General features: G+C 70.8%; 17 protein-coding genes. 12 read left to right on the forward strand and 5 right to left on the reverse strand.

All coding sequences use genetic code 11. The features are described from left to right. Nucleotides 1-95: 95 nt before the first annotated feature. From ACFWZ2_RS07750 to ACFWZ2_RS07770, 5 genes are all read left to right on the forward strand, one after another. Entirely contained in the window at nt 96-452 is a 357-nt protein-coding gene (locus ACFWZ2_RS07750) for a nuclear transport factor 2 family protein (protein ID WP_384543389.1), read from the forward strand. A 37-nt stretch (nt 453-489) separates the two neighbouring features. Continuing rightward, a complete protein-coding gene (locus ACFWZ2_RS07755) occupies nt 490-1,323 on the forward strand; it encodes an endonuclease/exonuclease/phosphatase family protein (RefSeq protein WP_384543392.1) in 834 nt (277 codons plus the stop codon). Nucleotides 1,324-1,430: 107 nt separating this feature from the next. Beyond that, on the forward strand, nt 1,431-2,966 hold the full coding sequence (locus ACFWZ2_RS07760) for a DHA2 family efflux MFS transporter permease subunit (protein WP_384543395.1): 1,536 nt from the start codon (nt 1,431-1,433) through the stop codon (nt 2,964-2,966). Then, nucleotides 2,944-3,555 (forward strand): TetR/AcrR family transcriptional regulator, encoded by a 612-nt coding sequence (locus tag ACFWZ2_RS07765; RefSeq protein ID WP_384543398.1) that lies wholly within the window; start codon nt 2,944-2,946, stop codon nt 3,553-3,555. Before ACFWZ2_RS07760 ends, ACFWZ2_RS07765 begins: the two co-directional genes overlap by 23 nt. Before the next feature lie 37 nt (nt 3,556-3,592). Beyond that, nucleotides 3,593-3,943, forward strand: coding sequence for a hypothetical protein (locus ACFWZ2_RS07770; protein ID WP_384543401.1), 351 nt, complete (start codon nt 3,593-3,595; stop codon nt 3,941-3,943). A gap of 12 nt (nt 3,944-3,955) precedes the next feature. Here the strand turns inward: ACFWZ2_RS07770 and ACFWZ2_RS07775 are convergent, their stop codons facing one another. From ACFWZ2_RS07775 to ACFWZ2_RS07785, 3 genes are all read right to left on the reverse strand, one after another. Then, a complete protein-coding gene (locus ACFWZ2_RS07775; RefSeq protein WP_384543403.1) occupies nt 3,956-4,558 on the reverse strand; it encodes a dihydrofolate reductase family protein in 603 nt (200 codons plus the stop codon). Continuing rightward, nucleotides 4,555-5,400: a metalloregulator ArsR/SmtB family transcription factor gene (locus ACFWZ2_RS07780; protein ID WP_384543406.1), complete on the reverse strand. Its 846-nt coding sequence runs from the start codon at nt 5,398-5,400 to the stop codon at nt 4,555-4,557. Before ACFWZ2_RS07780 ends, ACFWZ2_RS07775 begins: the two co-directional genes overlap by 4 nt. An 84-nt stretch (nt 5,401-5,484) precedes the next feature. Further along, nucleotides 5,485-6,123 carry an SRPBCC family protein gene (locus tag ACFWZ2_RS07785; protein WP_384543409.1) on the reverse strand — a complete coding sequence of 213 codons (639 nt, stop codon included), beginning with the start codon at nt 6,121-6,123 and terminating at the stop codon, nt 5,485-5,487. A gap of 311 nt (nt 6,124-6,434) precedes the next feature. On the opposite strand from ACFWZ2_RS07785, the gene ACFWZ2_RS07790 reads away from it, so the two are divergent. Continuing rightward, on the forward strand, nt 6,435-7,667 hold the full coding sequence (locus ACFWZ2_RS07790) for a hypothetical protein (protein WP_384543412.1): 1,233 nt from the start codon (nt 6,435-6,437) through the stop codon (nt 7,665-7,667). A gap of 14 nt (nt 7,668-7,681) precedes the next feature. Here the strand turns inward: ACFWZ2_RS07790 and ACFWZ2_RS07795 are convergent, their stop codons facing one another. Continuing rightward, entirely contained in the window at nt 7,682-9,457 is a 1,776-nt protein-coding gene (locus ACFWZ2_RS07795) for a coagulation factor 5/8 type domain-containing protein (protein WP_384543415.1), read from the reverse strand. 201 nt (nt 9,458-9,658) lie between these two features. Here ACFWZ2_RS07795 and ACFWZ2_RS07800 point away from each other — a divergent pair, with 201 nt between their 5' ends. The 3 genes from ACFWZ2_RS07800 to ACFWZ2_RS07810 all read left to right on the forward strand — a co-directional run bounded on the left by ACFWZ2_RS07800 (nt 9,659) and on the right by ACFWZ2_RS07810 (nt 12,562). Next, nucleotides 9,659-10,246 carry a TetR/AcrR family transcriptional regulator gene (locus ACFWZ2_RS07800; RefSeq protein ID WP_384543417.1) on the forward strand — a complete coding sequence of 196 codons (588 nt, stop codon included), beginning with the start codon at nt 9,659-9,661 and terminating at the stop codon, nt 10,244-10,246. A 52-nt stretch (nt 10,247-10,298) separates the two neighbouring features. Beyond that, nucleotides 10,299-11,492 (forward strand): MFS transporter, encoded by a 1,194-nt coding sequence (locus ACFWZ2_RS07805; RefSeq protein WP_384543420.1) that lies wholly within the window; start codon nt 10,299-10,301, stop codon nt 11,490-11,492. 203 nt (nt 11,493-11,695) lie between these two features. Then, complete coding sequence (locus tag ACFWZ2_RS07810) at nt 11,696-12,562, forward strand: LLM class flavin-dependent oxidoreductase (protein ID WP_384543423.1); 867 nt, start codon at nt 11,696-11,698, stop codon at nt 12,560-12,562. On the opposite strand, the gene ACFWZ2_RS07815 is transcribed toward ACFWZ2_RS07810, so the two are convergent. Further along, nucleotides 12,559-12,999: a nuclear transport factor 2 family protein gene (locus tag ACFWZ2_RS07815; protein ID WP_384543426.1), complete on the reverse strand. Its 441-nt coding sequence runs from the start codon at nt 12,997-12,999 to the stop codon at nt 12,559-12,561. The genes ACFWZ2_RS07810 and ACFWZ2_RS07815 overlap by 4 nt on opposite strands. A 176-nt stretch (nt 13,000-13,175) precedes the next feature. Between ACFWZ2_RS07815 and ACFWZ2_RS07820 the strand changes: the two genes are divergently transcribed. The 3 genes from ACFWZ2_RS07820 to ACFWZ2_RS07830 all read left to right on the forward strand — a co-directional run bounded on the left by ACFWZ2_RS07820 (nt 13,176) and on the right by ACFWZ2_RS07830 (nt 16,265). After that, nucleotides 13,176-13,844, forward strand: a complete 669-nt coding sequence (locus tag ACFWZ2_RS07820) for a haloacid dehalogenase type II (protein WP_384543429.1) — start codon at nt 13,176-13,178, stop codon at nt 13,842-13,844. A 228-nt stretch (nt 13,845-14,072) separates the two neighbouring features. Beyond that, nucleotides 14,073-15,464: a (2,3-dihydroxybenzoyl)adenylate synthase gene (locus ACFWZ2_RS07825; RefSeq protein ID WP_384543431.1), complete on the forward strand. Its 1,392-nt coding sequence runs from the start codon at nt 14,073-14,075 to the stop codon at nt 15,462-15,464. Between the two features lie 144 nt (nt 15,465-15,608). Further along, on the forward strand, nt 15,609-16,265 hold the full coding sequence (locus ACFWZ2_RS07830) for a response regulator transcription factor (RefSeq protein ID WP_384543434.1): 657 nt from the start codon (nt 15,609-15,611) through the stop codon (nt 16,263-16,265). Nucleotides 16,266-16,345: the final 80 nt, after the last annotated feature.

Raw genomic sequence — 16,345 nt, forward strand, 5'->3', positions numbered from 1 at the left:
GTCCGACACACCCCCCCCCGCCCCCCCCCGGCCCGGGCCCCGCCGTTCCCCGGCGCGGCCCTTCCCGGGGGTCGATCGAGAGAGGCAGCAAGTCAGTGACCGACCTGCGAAGAGTCGCCGACCGAGTGGAGATCAGGGCCGCGGTCGAGCGGATGCAGGGTCTGTGGGAGTTCTTCGTGCAGACCGTGCACCCGGGCGTCGTCAGGCTCGACGGCGACACCGCGACAGGCCGTGCCTACGTCGCGGAGTTCGGGCGCATGCGCGACGGCAGCTCGCACCAGAACCACGCGGTGTACCACGACCGCTATCAACGGACCCCGGACGGCTGGAAGTTCACCGGGCGCGTCTATGAGGTCACGTACCTCGACAACACCCCGCTCGCGGGCTCGACGCCGCGCACGATCGCCGAGGTCCGTGCACGCATCGCGGCCGACATGGAACCGACGGCCTGACCCCCTCCACAAGGCCCCCAGAGAAAGGAACTTGGTGGTGACGAACCTGCGCGTCGTGACCTTGAACGTATGGAACACCCGGGGCGACGCCGCCGCCAGGGCGGCGCTGATCAATGCCGAGCTGCGGCGGCTCGCACCGGACGTCGTCGCCCTGCAGGAGGTCCTGCCGGACCAACTGCCGGAACTGATCGAAGGAACCGGGCTGCACGGCACGCACCAGGCGCAGACGGGTGCGACCGCACCGCCCCATGTCGACCGTTATGGCGGGACCGCGATCGCGACGCGGTGGCCGCATCGCGTCGTCGAGGTCCTCGACCAGCGCGGCGCGGACGCCCCCGACCTCCCATGGCTGACGCCCGCGGCGCTCGTGCCGCTGCCCGACCTCGGCGACGTGCTGTTCATCGCGCCCACGACGTCGTTCCGGCTCGACATGGAAGCCCAACGGGAGCGTCAGGCACTGGCGTTGAGCGACCTGGACGCCCGGCACAGGACCGCGCTGCCCACGATCATGGCGGGCGACTTCAACGCGAACCCCGACGCGGCGAGCATCCGCTATCTGACCGGGCGGCAGTCGCTTTCGGGGCGCAGCACGCACTTCCACGACGCGTGGGAGGTCGCGGGGGCCGGGCCAGGACACACCTGGTGCGCCGAGAACCCCAACGCGGCCGAGGACATCGGACGCCTGGTCCGCCAGCCCGGCCACTGCAGCCGCTTCGACTACATCTTCATCGGCTCGCCGCACGCCCACCCGCACGCCTTCGCGCACGTACGCGATGCCCGCCTCGCCTTCGACAAGCCGGTCGACGGCGTATGGGCGAGCGATCACTACGGCGTGGTCGCCGACCTGGAAGTGGGGCTGCTCCCGACCTGAGCCGATGAGCACAACCAGCCCCCTGCGCGCGGGAGTTGGTGGCCGCCGAATAAAAATGAGAGTAGCCTCTCAAAAAAGAGTGGACTCTCGTTAGGTGGTGGGCTCTGATGTCGGCAGAACTGGGCGCGCGCAGGTGGTGGGCCGTCGGTGCCCTTGTGCTCGCCTCCCTGGTCGTGGGATTCGACGTGACGATCCTGAGCCTGGCGCTCCCGGTCATGGCCGACGACCTGGGCGCCAACAACGTGGAACTGCAGTGGTTCGTCACGTCGTACACGCTCGTGTTCGCGGCAGGGATGATCCCGGCCGGCATGCTGGGGGACCGGTACGGGCGCAAGAAGGTGCTGCTCGGCGCGCTGGTGGTCTTCGGTGCGGCGTCGCTGGCCTGCGCGTACGCCACGTCCCCGGGCGTCTTCATCGCCGCGAGGGCCGTGCTCGGCCTGGGCGCCGCCCTGATCATGCCGACCACGCTCGCGCTGCTGCCGGTGATGTTCTCCGACGAGGAACGGCCCAAGGCGATCGGGGCGGTGGCGGGTGCGGCGATGCTCGCCTATCCGCTGGGCCCGATCCTGGGCGGCTATCTGCTCGACGACTTCTGGTGGGGATCGGTGTTCCTGATCAATGTGCCGGTGGTGGTCCTCGCCTTCCTCGCGGTGTCCGCCTGGCTGCCGGAGTCGCGGTCCAGGGAGGCCAAGCGGTTCGACGCGGGCGGCCTGGTGTACTCCAGCGCCGGGCTCGCCGCGATGACCTACGGCGTGATCCAGGGCGGCGAGAAGGGCTGGACGGACGTCACCGCCCTGGCGCCGCTGCTCGGCGGCCTGCTCGCCCTCGTGGTGTTCGTGGTCTGGGAGAAGCGGGTGGCCGATCCGCTGGTCGACCTCTCCTTGTTCCGCTCGGCCCGCTTCACCACCGGCACACTCCTCGGCACGGTCATCAACTTCACCATGTTCGGCGTGCTGTTCACGATGCCGCAGTACTACCAGGCGATCCTGGGCGCCGACGCGCTGGGCAGCGGCTTCCGGCTCCTCCCGATGGTCGGCGGACTGCTCGTGGGCGTGTCCGTCGCCCCCAGGCTCGCCAAGGCGATCGGACCGAGCACCGCGGTCGGCATCGGCTTCGCCCTCCTCGCCGCGGGACTCTTCTACGGCGCCACCACGGACACCACCAGCGGCACCGGTCTCGCGGCCGCGTGGACGGCCGCGTACGGACTGGGCCTCGGCTTCGCGCTGCCCACCGTGATGGACGCGGCTCTCGGTGCGCTGTCGGAGGACAGTGCCGGAGTCGGTTCCGGCGTCAACCAGTCCATCCGTACGCTCGGCGGCAGCTTCGGCGCGGCCATCCTCGGCTCGATCCTCAACTCCGGCTACCGGGGCCGACTCGAACTCGACGGGCTGCCCGAACGCGCGCAGGACGCGGCCAAGGAATCCGTCTTCGGCGGCCTCGCCGTGGCCAGGGCGGCGAAGTCCTCCGCGCTCGCCGACTCCGTGCGGTCCGCGTTCGTGCACGGCCTGGACGTCGTCCTGGTGGTGTCCGGCGGCCTCGGCCTGCTCGGCGTACTGATCGCGGCGGTGTGGCTCCCGCGCCAGGTTGGTCGCAGCGGCGCCCGCACCGCAGAATCTGAGCATGAAGCCGCAGACGCAGTCTGACCAGCCCGCAGCGGCGCCTGGTCTGAGAGAACGCAAGAAGGCCAGGACGAAGGCCGCGATCCAGCGCGAAGCGGTGCGGCTGTTCCGCGCACAGGGCTACTCGGCCACCACCGTCGAACAGGTCGCCGAGGCCGCGGAGGTCGCCCCCAGCACCGTCTTCCGCTACTTCGCGACCAAGCAGGACCTGGTCTTCTCCCGCGAATACGACCTGCCGTTCTCGGTGCTGTTCCAGGCGCAGTCGCCCGACCTGACACCGATCGAGGCCGAACGGCGGACGATCCGCTCGATGCTGGAGGGCATCTCCGCACAGGAGTTGGCCCTCCAGCGCGAACGATGGATCCTCATCATCTCCGAACCGGAACTGTGGGGCGCCAGCCTGGGCGGCATCACCCAGACCATGCGCGTCATGTCCGAGCAGGTCGCCGCGCGGGCCGGACGCGACCCGGGCGATGCCACGGTGCGCGCCTACGCGGGGGCCGTGTTCGGCGTGATGCTGCAGGTCTCGCTGGAGTGGGCGGACGACCCGGAGATGGACTTCGCCACCGCCCTCGACGAGGCGCTGCAGTGCCTGGAAGGGCTGCGCCCCTGACCGGGGCGGGCCGTCGTGCCGTGGATAGAGTGGGCCGATGCCCCTCGTCGAGATCACCTACGCGCCGCAGGTCGCCGATGACACCCTGCGCCAACTCGGTTCCGTACTCCCGCACTTGGTGTCCGTGGCGGTGGAGTGTCCCGAAGAGCCCTACGACGGAGACCTTCAGCCGGGCGACGTGGAGGTGCGCTTCCGGCCGCTCGGGCCCTTCGACCGCAGCGGCCTGGACTTCGTGATCGAGATCCGGTCGAAGTTCTTCGAGAGCAGGGCCGCCGACCGTCAGGAGCGCGTGGACAAGCTGTACGACAGCATCGCGGCCGCGACCGGACAGAGCGACTTCGGCATCTATCTGTCGCTTCCCGTGGCCGCCTGGGCGCAGGGCGACTGAAGCGGCCGACGCTCAGCGCACCCGGTCGTAGACGAGGGACAACGTGCCGTGCTCGCCTGCGGCCTGACGGGTGAGCGTCCACCGTGCCGCGGGCAGGCCGTCGTCGAAGAGGCGCGGCCCGCCGCCGAGGAAGACGGGGAAGACCGTGAGCGCAAGGCGGTCGACCATGTCGGCCGCCAGCAGGTCCTTGATGACGCGGGCGCTGGAGAGCACGAGGATGTCGCCGCCCTCGGTCTCCTTGAGGTCCGTGACCACCTCGGCGGTCGGCTTGTCGACGAGCGTCGTCCGCTCCCACGGGGCCGCGCCGAGAGTGGAGGAGAGCACCACCTTGTCGGCGTCGACGAGCCACCGCGCGAAGCGCTCGTCGCGCGGGTCGACGCCCTCCGCGCCGATGACGGTGGGCCAGAACGCGAGGAACCCCTCCGCGTTGACCCGCCCGAGCAGGGCCGTCGTCGCCGGTTCCCACAGGGCGGTCAGATGGTCGCGGGCGACGTCGGTGTGGGCGTACGGCATCACCCAGCTCATGTCTTCGGGGCGGTCCGGCCGCGCGTAGTGGCCGTCGAGGGAGAGGGCCATGTTGGTGACGACCCTGCGGCCGCCGGTCTGCGTGGTCATGCGGTGCTCCTTTTGCCGGTGTCGCGCGCGTGGGGGGCGAGGGCTGCCGCGAGCTTGTCGAGGCTCTGCCCGAAGCCGATCTCGATGCCCGCGATGAAGTCCGCGGATCCGACGGTGCTGTCGCTGATCCGGAAGTGGACGTCGAGGTCCGTGCCGGAGCCGGTGGGCCGGAGGTCGTGGCCGACATGGGCGGTGAAGGCGGGCCCGCCGTCGGGCAGCAGCGGGGCGAGCCGGTAGGAGAGGTGCTCACCGGGGCGTACGTCGTCGACGACTCCCTCCGCGCGTCCGGCGACCGCGTCGGCGTCGCCGGAGTCCTCGACGTCGCGGTACTCGTGGACGATCCGCGCGCCCGGTCGTGCCTCGAAGACGAGCTCGGAGACGCGGAGGTCGTCGGGCGTCCACCACTTGGCGAGCAGCGATGCCTCGGTCAGATGGCTCCAGACCAGCTCGGGGCGTGCCGACAGGGACCGGTGGAACCGGAACGAGCGGCTGTCGGCCCACCCGGCCCCCTTCGCGGCGAGCCGCTCCGACCGGAGGCTGAGGCCATAGCGGTCGTACGTCTCGCGGGAGCCACCGGCCCGGTCCGCGGTGTCGGCGAGCCGGCCGAGCGCGGCCGCGAGGTCCCGCAGGGGAGCGGACTGGAGCGCGTAGATGCGGCGCTGGCCGGTGCGTTGGGAGGTGACGACCCCGGCGCGTTCGAGCGTCTGCAGGTGTTTGGTCGTCTGCGGCTGGCGCGCCTCGGCGAGTCGGGCGAGCACACCGACCGACCGCGGCCGCTCGGCCAACAGGCTCACGAGCCGCCAGCGGGCCGGGTCGGCCAGTGCGGAGAGGAGTGCGTCCATGGAGAGAACTATGCGTCAGGGCGAATATTCGCGTCAAGGAATATGACGGGATGCGGTGCGCACTCGACGGGGCGCGGTGCGAACTCAGGTGTGGGAGGTGCCGACTTGGGCCTCGGCCGTGGTCTTCAACGCGCGCAGCCACGCCTCGAGTCCGTCGCCGAGGATCTTGGTCGCGGCGGGCACGTCCGCGTCGACCTGGGGGCCGGTGTGGGTCTCCTCCGTGCTCACGCGGACACCGCCCTTGACCTTGGTGAACTTCCATACGTGGACGCCGTCGATGTGCAGCCCCTCGCCGTCGGCGGGACCGGTCCAGCGGATGCAGGAGTGGTGCTTCAGCTGCTCGACGGTCGACGTGATCTCCAGGCTGGTGGCGGGAGTTGAAGGGTTCGGCGGTACGGGGGTCGTCCACCGGAACGCCGAACCCTTCCGGAAGGGCCCGTCGTCGAGCCGGTCCATCGAGGTGACGTGGGCCTGCCAGGACGGCCAGCGCTCCACGTCCGTCTGCAGCTTCCAGATGGTGCGCAGCGGCGCGTGGATCACGACGTCGGTCTTGTAGCGGACCCGCGCGTCAGGATCGACGCCCTCGCCGCGGCAGGTGAGGGGCCTGCCGTGATGGAGGGAGGTGGCTCCGGCGGGTGCGGCCGCGGTGCCGAGCATGCCGACGATCGCGAGCGGGACGGTCAACAGGGCTGCGTGGGCAGTGGTGTTGCGGGTGCGAGGCATGGGGTTCCCTTCGTTGGAGATAGAGGGTCCTGCGTCTGTTAGAAGTTATAACGCTACGCAAGGTGGGGGGTCAACGGATTGCGTGACGCCCTCTCACTGAATTTCGAAGGCGTAGCCCGACGGGCGGGGGAGCGGCGGTCGCGGACGCCTGACATCCCGTCCGGGTTGTACGCATTCCATCCCATTGACCCGCAAGCCCGGCGTGCGCTTGCATCCCCGAGAGGCCCCGGCGGCCGGCCGGGGCGCAGGCCAAGTGGGGGGAACACATGGGCAGTACAGGACGGAAGAAGAGACTGGGCAGAGGCATACGCGTGGCAGGCGGCGGTGCCCTCGCCGTCTTACTCTCGGCGGCGGCCCTGCCCGCGACCGCTGCCGCACCCGCCGACTCCGCCGCACCGGCGGCCGTGGCCGCTCCGGGGACCACCGAACTGATCAGCGTCGCCGCCGACGGGGGCCCCGCGGACGGGCATTCCGGCTCGCCGGTCGTCAGCGCCGACGGCCGTACCGTGGCGTTCACCTCGCATGCCACCAACCTCGTCCACGGCGATACGAACGACAGGTCCGACCTGTTCGTACGGAATCTGCGCACCGGCAAGCTGCAGCGCATCGTGGACGACCGCGGCGACATCTTCTCGCCGGTGCTCAGTGCGAACGGCCGGTACATCGCCTACACGGCGAACGACGGCACCAACTCCGCCGCTGTCGTGCGGGACTTGAGGACGGGACGGTCCGAACGCGTCGACGTGGACCTCGCACCGGGGCACGCCGACGGACACAGCCCCGCCCTCTCCGCGGACGGCCGCACCGTGGCCTTCGCGGCCTACGGCACCGGCTCGGGCCCCGAAGGCGCGGGGGCCGTCTACGTACGCGACCTGCGCACCCGGCACACCGAACGCGTCAGCGCCCCGGCCGGTTCGGACGAGGGCATGCACAGTTTCCGCGCCCCCTCGCTGAGCGCCGACGGCAAGAAGGTCGCCTACCAGTACGCGCACGGCACCCCGCCGCGCGGTGACTGGTCCGATCTCTACGTCTACGACCGTGCCACCGGGAAGCGGACCCAGGCCGACACCACGCACGACGGCAGCCCCGCGGACCACGCCGCCACCAACCCGCTGCTCAGCGCCGACGGTTCCACGCTCGCCTTCGACTCCAGCGCCTCCAATCTGATCCCGGGCCCGGACCCGAACAGCAGCTTCAACCCGTTCGTACGCGATCTGCGCACCGGCACCCTCACGCGGGTGGACGCGGTGCTGCCCGGCCCGGAAGGCGTGCTGTCGGTGGACGCGGTGTCGCCCGACGGGTCGAAGCTGCTGCTCGACACCTGGCCGATCCTGACCGTGGAGGACGCCGAGTACCTCCGCGATCTGCGGACCGGCGTGAACGTCCTGGTCTCACCGGACAAGGACGGCACGCCCGCGAACGCGATCGACGCCCGGATGGATGCCGCGGGGCGGACCGTCGTGTTCTCCGGGTTCGACAAGGAGAACTTCGTGCCGGACGACACCAACGGGTTCGAGGACGTGTTCGTGCGCAGGGTGCGGTAGCGGGCGGCGGGGCGTCACGGGTAGGAGACGACGGTGGACGGCACCGTCGAGGAGCCCGACGTCGCGGATCCCGTGTCATTGATGACGTGCTCGTACTGCCCCATGCCGCCGAGCGAGACGACCAGCAGGTCGTGGAACGTGACTCCCGGGGTCTTCGGCGCGGCGAATCCGTGGTCCTGGCGGATGCTCGGGTCCGCGGTGTAGTTGCAGTAGCTGCCGAGGCCCCAGCCCTCGTGGGAGGTCACGGAGCCGTCGACCTTGTAGGCGGCGAAGCCCTTGACGTTGCCGTCCTGGACGGCGGCCTGGTTCGGGGCGTCGTACGCCTTCTCGTTCTGGAAGAAGATCGTGCGCCCGCGCTGGCCGGACCACTGGACGTCGTACTTGTTGAAGTGCTCCACGAACAGGCCGGTCGCCAGGACGTCGTCGCCGTGGACACGCACTCCGTAGTCCGCGCGATTGGTCTCCCAGCCCACGCCCGCACCGTGGTCGGCGCGCCACACCCAGGTGTGGTCGATGATCGTGTGGCGGCTGTTGATCTCCATGCTCACCGTGGCCTTGCCCGGTCCCGCGCCGCCGATCCTGATGAAGACGTCCTGGACGGTGATCGGGTCGGCCGCGTGGTCGGCGTTGGCGCCCCGGGGGCCGATCTGCAGCAGGACGGGCGAGTTGACCGGTCCCGCGTCGATGAGGAGTCCGGCGAGCCGTACGCCGTCGACATCGGCGACCTGCAGCGCGGTGACGCCGTTGTCGGGGATCAGCGTGGCGTATCCGAGACCGAGCACCACGGTGCGGGCGCGGTTCACCTCGACGGCCCGGTCGAGGTGGTAGACGCCGGGCGTGAGGAGGAGGTGCAGGCCTTGCGCCAGGGCCGCGTTGAGCGTGGCGGCTGTGACGCCGGGCCTGGCGACGTAGAACCGGCTCAGCGGCAGTGCCGTGCCGCGCGGTGTGCCGCTGCCCCACGTGGTGCCGCGGGCGTCGGTCCGCTTCTCCGGCAGGAACACCTTGTAGTCGTTGCCGTCCAGGTAGAGGAAGGGCTTCTCGCGCGAGATCGGTGTGGTCGGGAGCGTGGTGTACGGGGGGTTCGGGAAGCTCTGCGCGGGTGCGCCGTCGACGCCCGAGAACACCATGTTCCAGACGGCGTTGAGCCAGCCGCCCACGGAGCTGTCGCGGGTGTACCACTGCTGCTGCGAGTAGGGGCCCACGCTGCCGTCGATGCGGCTGTCGGCGATGTAGCCGCCGCTGGCCCAGCCGTAGCCGTCGGGTGCGAGGTTGAGACCGCCCTTGATGTGCATGCGGCGGAACGGGGCGGCCTGCGCCACGGCCCACCGGTTGGTTCCGTTGACCGGCTTGAGCGCGAGGTTCTCCGCCGAACGCCAGAAGTTCTGGGTCGCGTTGCCGTTGAACCAGCCCGCGTCGACCGTCACGTCGCCGTTGATCGTCGTGTCGTCGGGGGAGAGCCCGAGGCCCGCGATCGAGGTGTAGAAGCCGAGTTGGGCGTTGAGGCCGTGGTAGGTGCCGGGCTTGAAGAAGAACGCGTAGCGGCCCGCGCCGAACTGGTCCGACTCCTGCCGCTTGAACACCTCGTCGAGTCTGGCCTGGATGCCGGGCGTCGCGGGGTCGAAGACGATCACGTTCGGGCCGAGGTCGCCGCCGCCGGGCAGCGGGTCCGCGGCACTGCGCGCGGTGGCCGGGGCGGCCGTGGCGGGCACGGCCGGTGCCGCCAGTCCGGCGGCGGCGGTCGTCGCGGCGATCGCACCCAGAACTGTGCGGCGTGTGGGGGTGGTTGGCATGCGGACTCTCCTGTCTCTGGTTTGAGGAACCTGTTTCTGGTTTCAGGAAGTGAACGATCAGGAGTCGTGAGAGCGCTCTCTCGCCCGGGAATGGTTCATCCGCTTGAAGGGTGCGTCAAGAGGTCGCGCAGGGGCCGGTGGTGCGGGACGTGCCGCGAACGGCCCCGGTTTTATTTATCACGCCTGTGATACTGTCGGGCCATGCCAGCTCGGATCGACCTCGAACAGCGCCGCAAAGATGTCATCGAGGCGGGCTTCCGTCTCTTGGTCGCCGAAGGATTCAGCGGCCTTTCGCTGAGAAAGGTGGCCGCCGAATCGGGACTGAACATCGGATCGGTGCGCCACTACTTCGACGACCACCGGGGCCTTCTCGTCGCCGCCGCGACCGAAGTCGGCGACCGCATGGGGAGAAGGCTCACCCGGTATGCGACCGACACCTTGGCCGGGCTCAAGGGCGAACCCGCCGTCGACGCCCTGCAGTCCTTCGTCGAGGAGCTGCTTCCGCTCGATGACGAACGCCGCGTCGAGTCGATCGTCCTGATGGAATTCATCGTCGCCGCACGGGTGAACCCCGACTTCCGCCCGGTCACGGAACAGATGGCCGCCGACATGCGCCACGTGATCGCGGACGCTCTGGGCGTGCTCGGCGTACCCGAACCGGCCGAAGAGGCCGAGCGACTTGTCGCGCTCCTGGGCGGTCTGGCCCTCGACGCGGTGACACCGCACGGGTCACTCACCCCCACACGCCTGCGCAGGACGTTGCGGGCGCACCTGCGATCGATCGTGTGACCACGCCTGAGACCCGACACAGGCACCGATCAAGCCCGAAAGGAGATCAGTCGTGCCCGCGTGGCTGTTCGCGCTGCTCGCCGCGGCCTTCGTCCTCTATACCGATGACTATGTGATCGCGGGGGTGCTGCCCGAGATCGCGCGCGACCTGGACGTCAGTGAGGCGCAGGCCGGGCAACTGGTCACCGTCTTCTCGCTCACGGTCGCCCTGGCCGCGCCCGTCGCCGCGGTCGCCTTGGCGAGGGTGTCGCGCCGACGCCTGTTCGCCGCCTCGTTCTTGACCTTCGTCGCGGCGAACCTCATGGCGGCCACGGCGGACGGCTTCGGTTTTCTGCTGGCCCTGCGCATCGTGGCGGCGCTCGCGGCGGCGGCCACGACTCCCGCGGTATTCGCCCACGCGGCCGAGCGCGCTCCCGAAAGCCATATCGGCAGGTACGTCGCCGTCGTGGCGCTCGGCGTCACGGGCTCGATCGCGGCCGGAGTCCCCATCGGCACCTGGATCGGCGGCCACTTCGGCTGGCGGGCGACCTTCGTCTCGATGGCGGTGGCCGGAGCCGCGGCCCTGGCCTTCCTGCTCGGCACGCTGCCCCGCGAGCACGACGGGGCGGGCGAACCGCCGAGTATCCGCGAACAGATGCGTGCCCTCGCCGCCGCGCCCGTATCGCTCGGCCTCATGGCGAACTGCGTGCTCATGACCGGCTCGATGATGATGCTCACGTACATGGCCCCCTATCTGGACGCGGTGAGCGAGGCGAGCGTGGATCAGCGTGCGCTGTCGTTCAGCCTGTCCGGGTTCGCGGGCATCGTCTGCATCTGGGCGGGCGGCAGGGCGGCCGACCGGTGGGGTCCCGACCGTTCCCTGGTCGCCGGGATCGGCGTCTTCACCGGCATCATGGCGTTCTTGGGGGTGCTCTATGCCGCCCGTCCCGTGCCCTTCTCCGTGCTGGTCGTGGTGGGGACGGTCTGGGGCGGCACGGCGTTCTGGAATTCCCCGGCGATTCAGGCGCGCCTCTATCTGCTCGCGGGACCGGCCGCCGCCCAGGCCCTGGCACTCAATACGTCGGGCACCTACCTCGGTGTCGCGCTGGGTGGAGCCGTCGGAGGCCTGACCGTCAGCACCCTGGGGGCCGGGCTGCTGCCGGTCGTCGCGGCCGTCCTCGGGCTGAGTGCCCTGGTGCTGCTGGCTCTCGCCATCGGCGCCTCGAAGAAGGTGGCGGGCAGTCAGCCGGCCGTGGCGCAGGGCTGATTGGCGTACGGAACGGAGAGGGCGCGACTGGGGGAGGGGGCACCCCGGACGTCGCGCCGACAGGAAGCCCGACGGGAAACCCGAACGCAGGCCCGACGGGAAACCCGAACGCAGGCCCGACGGAAAGCCCCACGGGCGGGCGCCGCACCAGGGGCCGACGAAAGTTGATTGCCCCCGCGCGGCGCACCGCGCATCCTGCTGGGATGCGCTTCTCCATCAACATCCCGAACTTCGGCGACTTCGCCGACGCCCGCAACGTCGCGACCGTGGCGGCCGCCGCCGAACAGGCGGGCTGGGACGGGCTCTTCGTCTGGGACCACGTGCTGCACCGGAGGCACCAGGGGCGCCCCTTCGGGGACGCCTGGATGCTGCTGACCGCGGCCGCGCTCGCGACCTCCCGGATCCGCCTCGGCACCCTCCTCACCCCGGTCCCGCGCTACCGCCCGCAGCAACTCGCCCGCCAGGTGGCCACCTTGGACCGGCTCAGCGGCGGGCGGGTGACCTTCGCCGCGGGTCTGGGCGGTCCGCTCGACGACGAGTACCGCAGCTTCGGCGACACCGCGGAACCGCGCGTCCTCGCCGAACGGCTGGACGAGGGCCTCGAGTTGCTGAGGCGCTTCTGGTCCGGCGAGCCGGTCGACCACCAGGGCCCGCACTACGAGGTCCGGGACGTGACGCTGGTGCCCGCGACCGTCCAGCAGCCGGGGCCGCCGGTGTGGATCGGCGGGTTCTGGCCGCGTCGTGCGCCCATGCGCAGGGCGGCGCGGTGGGACGGGGCGGTGCCGCTCTTCGAGACGGCCCTGCACGGCCATGCGCCCGATGTGGCGGAGGTGCGGGATCTGGTCGCCCATGTGCGCAAGCATCGTACGGCCGAACCGTCCGAGCGCCCCTTCGAGTTCGTGCTCGGCGGTGCCACGCCCCCGGACGCGGCCAGGGCCAAGGACGTGATCGGCCCGCTGTACGACGCCGGTGCCACCTGGTGGGACGAGCGCCAGATCGAGACCGGCCCGGACCTGGACCGCCTGGACCCGGTGCTCCGCCGCATCGAGGCGGGACCGCCCAGCCTCTAGGAAGCGGGGGGTGTCCCCTGGGCCGTCGCCCATGCGTGGGCGATGGCGCGGCTGTCCTCGTAGAAGCGGTAGCGCGTGATCTCGCCGTCCACGACGGTCAGTTGGAGCACGAACCAGCTCTCCATCAGCGCGCCATTGAGTACGGTCCGGCTCCGGAAGTGGCCCGTGAGGGCCGCTTCCGTGCCGTCGACAAGGGTCCGTTCGACGGTGAACTCCTCCTTGACGATGTAGGTGGGGTGCGTGGTGAAGTACTCCGCGACCTCGGCGCGCCGTGTGCGGACACCGAGCCAGGGGACCTCCTGCGCGCCCGGCACGTCCCAGTCCACCCGCTCGGCGAAGAGGGCCGCGACACCGTCGGCGTCTCCCGCGGCGAGCCGGGCCTGGAACTCCTCGACGACCTTGCGCGTGCCGGGTGTCACCGAATCCGCTTGCGTCATGTCACGCCTCCGTAGGGGTGGTTCGTTCGGATGAGTTTTGAACACTACAGTACAAAACAATGCGGCGGGAATCCCCGGTCGGTCGGCTCGGTTGGCCAGGGAGCAACGCCGATTCGGCACGCCGGGGCGGCTGCTGGAGCGGCTGCCGGAGTGTCGCCTGCTACGAGGAGAGTCCGTTGAGTGGTCCTGAGCCGAGGTTCATCACCTTCGACATGTACGGAACGCTGACGGACTTCGCCATCGGTGCCGCCGCCAGAGAAGTGATCGAGGACGTGGCCCCGCCGGAGCAGCTGGACGCCTTCCTCCACCGGTTCGCCTGCTATCAGCTCGACGAGGTGATGGGGGACTGGCGGCCCTACGACGAGGTGGTCGCGCGGTCCTTCGAACGCGCCTGCAGGAGCACCGGAGTCGAGTTCCGTCCCGGCGACCCCGCGAAGGTCTTCGCGGCGATCCCGGAGTGGGGACCCCACCCCGACGTCCCCGGCCCGCTCGCCAAGCTCGCCGAGCACTTCCCCCTCGTCATCATCTCCAACGCCGCGGACCGGCACGCCCATCGGAACGTCGCGAAGCTCGGCGCCCCCTTCCATGCGGTGTGCACGGCGGAGATGGCGCAGGCCTACAAGCCGCGGCTGCGTGCCTTCGAGTTCATGTACGAGCAGTTGGGCTGCCGTCCGGAGGACACCATGCATGTGTCGTCCAGCCCGCGCTACGACCTGCAGTCCGCGACCGACCTCGGCGTGCGGGACACGGTGTACCTCAACCGGGGAACCGAGCCGTCGGCGCCCTTCTACCACGCGCACGAGGTCACCTCCCTCGCCGGTGTGGTGGAGATCCTGGGCCTCTGAGTCCCCGGCCCTGGCGCGCCGAGGCGGCCGGAGCCGCGAACGTTCCCCCTGGTCAGCGAGGGCTCATTGGACTTTCCGCCGAGGGCGGGCCGCGTCCATGGTCGGGACAGCGCATTGCGTACCGGAGCTGCCGGCGGATTGGCTGGCCAAGGTCAGGACGGCCGGGCGCCCCCGGCCGAGAAGGGGGCGTGCTCGACCGGCCCCGCGCACGCGCACTCCAGGAAGCGGATGTCACCCATGCTCGACGGCTGTACCCCCTGGCCCGAGGAGTTCGTCGACCGCTATTGGGCGGCCGGGCACTGGCGCGGCACCACGCTGGACAGCCTGCTGCGCGGAGGGGCGCTGGAGCACGGACCGCGGACCGCGCTCGTGCACGACGGCACCCGTCTCACGTACGCCGCCCTGAACCGGCGGGTGGACCGCATGGCCGCCGGGTTCCGGCTGCGCGGCATCCGGCCCGGCGGGCGGGTCGTCGTCCAGCTGCCGAACGTGCCCGAGTTCGTCGTCACCGTGTTCGCGCTGATGCGCGTCGGCGCGGTCCCCGTGCTCTGTCCGCTCGCCCACCGCGCGCCCGAGGTGTCCCGCCTCGTCCAGGTCACCGAGGCCGTCGGCTACGTCGGCCCCGCGACGTACCAGGGCTTCGACCACACCGCGATGGCCGCCGACATCGCGGCCCAAGGCCCTTTCCTGCGCCGGGTGTTCACCCATGAGCCGCCGGGCACCGCCTCCCCGTACGGCGGCATGGCCGCCGATGCCGCGGGCTGCCACTACTTCCCGCTGAGCTCCATCGACGCCGCGCCCGAACGGGCACTCGTGCAGGGCGCCGACCAGGTGGCGTTCCTCCTGCTGTCCGGCGCCGCCACCGCGGGACCCCGGCTCGTTCCGCGCACCCACAACGACTACGCCTATCAGGTGCAGGCCGCCGCCGAGCTGGTGTCGCTCACCGAGAACGACGTGTATCTCGCCGCGCAGCCCGCCGAGTCGAACCTCGCCCTCGGCTGCCCCGGCATCCTCGGCACGCTTTCCGTCGGCGGCACCGTCGTCCTGGTCGAGGACCCGGAACCCGCCGCGTGCCTCGCGGCCATCGAACGCGAAGGGGTCACGCTGACGTCGGTGGTGCCCGCCCAGGCCCGGCTCTGGCTCGACGCATCAGCCACGGTCCGGGCGGACTTGAGCACACTGCGCCTCGTCCAGATCGGCGGCGCGCCCCCGGACCGGGCGACCGCCGAACGGATCGGCTCCGCGTGGGACTGCCGCCCGCAACAGGTCTTCGGCGTGGCCGAAGGACTGCTCACGCTCACCCGGCCCGCCGACCCCGACCAGTGCGTGCTCGGCACGCAGGGCCGCCCGCTCTCGCCCGACGACGAGATCCGCATCGTCGACGCCGACGGCAAGGACGTGCCCGAAGGGGAACCCGGCGAACTCCTCGCCCGCGGCCCGTACACCGTGCGCGGCTACTACCGCGCACCCGACCGCACCGCACGCTCCTTCACCACCGGCGGCTACCTCCGAACCGGCGCGACCGCGCGGCGCACCCCGGACCACAACCTGGTGGTGACCGGCCGCATCGAGGACGACGCCCCGCGGCGGGCCGACCGCGAGGGCCCGACCGGCCTCTGACGAGCGGACATTAGCCGAACGTCAGCAGAACGTCAGCGAAAGATGAGCGGAACGTGAGCGGTGCGCCTCAGCCTGGTGGACGGTAGCAGGCAGCGCCGCGCGGGACCCATGGGGGCCTGCGTGGGAGCAGGAGGTTCTTGAGCTGTGCAGCAGAGCGTCGAGGGCGGCACCACGACTGCGCGGGTGCGGGTGACCGTTCACGCGGCGGACCCGATATCCAGGGCCGGGGCGCTGAGTCAGCTCCGGCAGTGCCCGGAGATCGCGCTGGTGGACAGCCCGCGTCAGGACGGCGCCCAGGTCGCCCTGCTGCTCGCGGGCACCGTCGACGAGTCGGTCCTGCTGTGCCCGTACGGACCCCGCAGTCGTCCCGATGGCGTCCGTGCGGTCCTCGTGGTGGACCGCATCCGGGAAGCCGACCTGCTGGATGTCGCCGGTTGCGGCGTCGCCGCGATCGTGTGGCGGCGCGAGGCCACGGCGCCGCGGCTCCTCGAGGCCGTTCTCGCGGCCCATCGAGGCGACCGCGACGTTCCGGTCGATCTGTCGGGCCTGCTCATCGGCGGGATGGGAGGGCCGGGGCAGGAGGCGCCAAGTGCGCCCGGCAGAGCCCCCGTTGGGATGACGTCGCGGGAGGTCGATATCCTCAGGCTCGTGGCGGACGGTCTTGACACCGGGGAGATCGCGGTCAAGCTCGCGTATTCCGAACGAACGGTGAAGAAGGCCCTGCACAACCTGACCTCGCGCTTCCAACTGCGCAACCGCGCCCACGCGGTGGCCTACGCGATGCGCGCGGGATACATCTGAGCCCGTGCGTGCACGATGAAGGGTCTGAGCCCGTACGTGCACGACGACGGGACTGAGCCCGCACGTGCACGACGAAGGAA

Source organism: Streptomyces sp. NPDC059002 (assembly GCF_042740435.1).
Taxonomy (GTDB): domain Bacteria; phylum Actinomycetota; class Actinomycetes; order Streptomycetales; family Streptomycetaceae; genus Streptomyces.

Coding starts and splice junctions, on each gene's coding strand:
- ACFWZ2_RS07760 (WP_384543395.1), top strand. CDS start 1,431: ATGTCGGCAGAACTGGGCGCGCGCAGGTGGTGGGCCGTCGGTGCCCTT.
- ACFWZ2_RS07765 (WP_384543398.1), top strand. CDS start 2,944: ATGAAGCCGCAGACGCAGTCTGACCAGCCCGCAGCGGCGCCTGGTCTG.
- ACFWZ2_RS07770 (WP_384543401.1), top strand. CDS start 3,593: ATGCCCCTCGTCGAGATCACCTACGCGCCGCAGGTCGCCGATGACACC.
- ACFWZ2_RS07775 (WP_384543403.1), bottom strand. CDS start 4,558: ATGACCACGCAGACCGGCGGCCGCAGGGTCGTCACCAACATGGCCCTC.
- ACFWZ2_RS07780 (WP_384543406.1), bottom strand. CDS start 5,400: ATGGACGCACTCCTCTCCGCACTGGCCGACCCGGCCCGCTGGCGGCTC.
- ACFWZ2_RS07785 (WP_384543409.1), bottom strand. CDS start 6,123: ATGCCTCGCACCCGCAACACCACTGCCCACGCAGCCCTGTTGACCGTC.
- ACFWZ2_RS07795 (WP_384543415.1), bottom strand. CDS start 9,457: ATGCCAACCACCCCCACACGCCGCACAGTTCTGGGTGCGATCGCCGCG.
- ACFWZ2_RS07800 (WP_384543417.1), top strand. CDS start 9,659: ATGCCAGCTCGGATCGACCTCGAACAGCGCCGCAAAGATGTCATCGAG.
- ACFWZ2_RS07810 (WP_384543423.1), top strand. CDS start 11,696: ATGCGCTTCTCCATCAACATCCCGAACTTCGGCGACTTCGCCGACGCC.
- ACFWZ2_RS07815 (WP_384543426.1), bottom strand. CDS start 12,999: ATGACGCAAGCGGATTCGGTGACACCCGGCACGCGCAAGGTCGTCGAG.
- ACFWZ2_RS07825 (WP_384543431.1), top strand. CDS start 14,073: ATGTCACCCATGCTCGACGGCTGTACCCCCTGGCCCGAGGAGTTCGTC.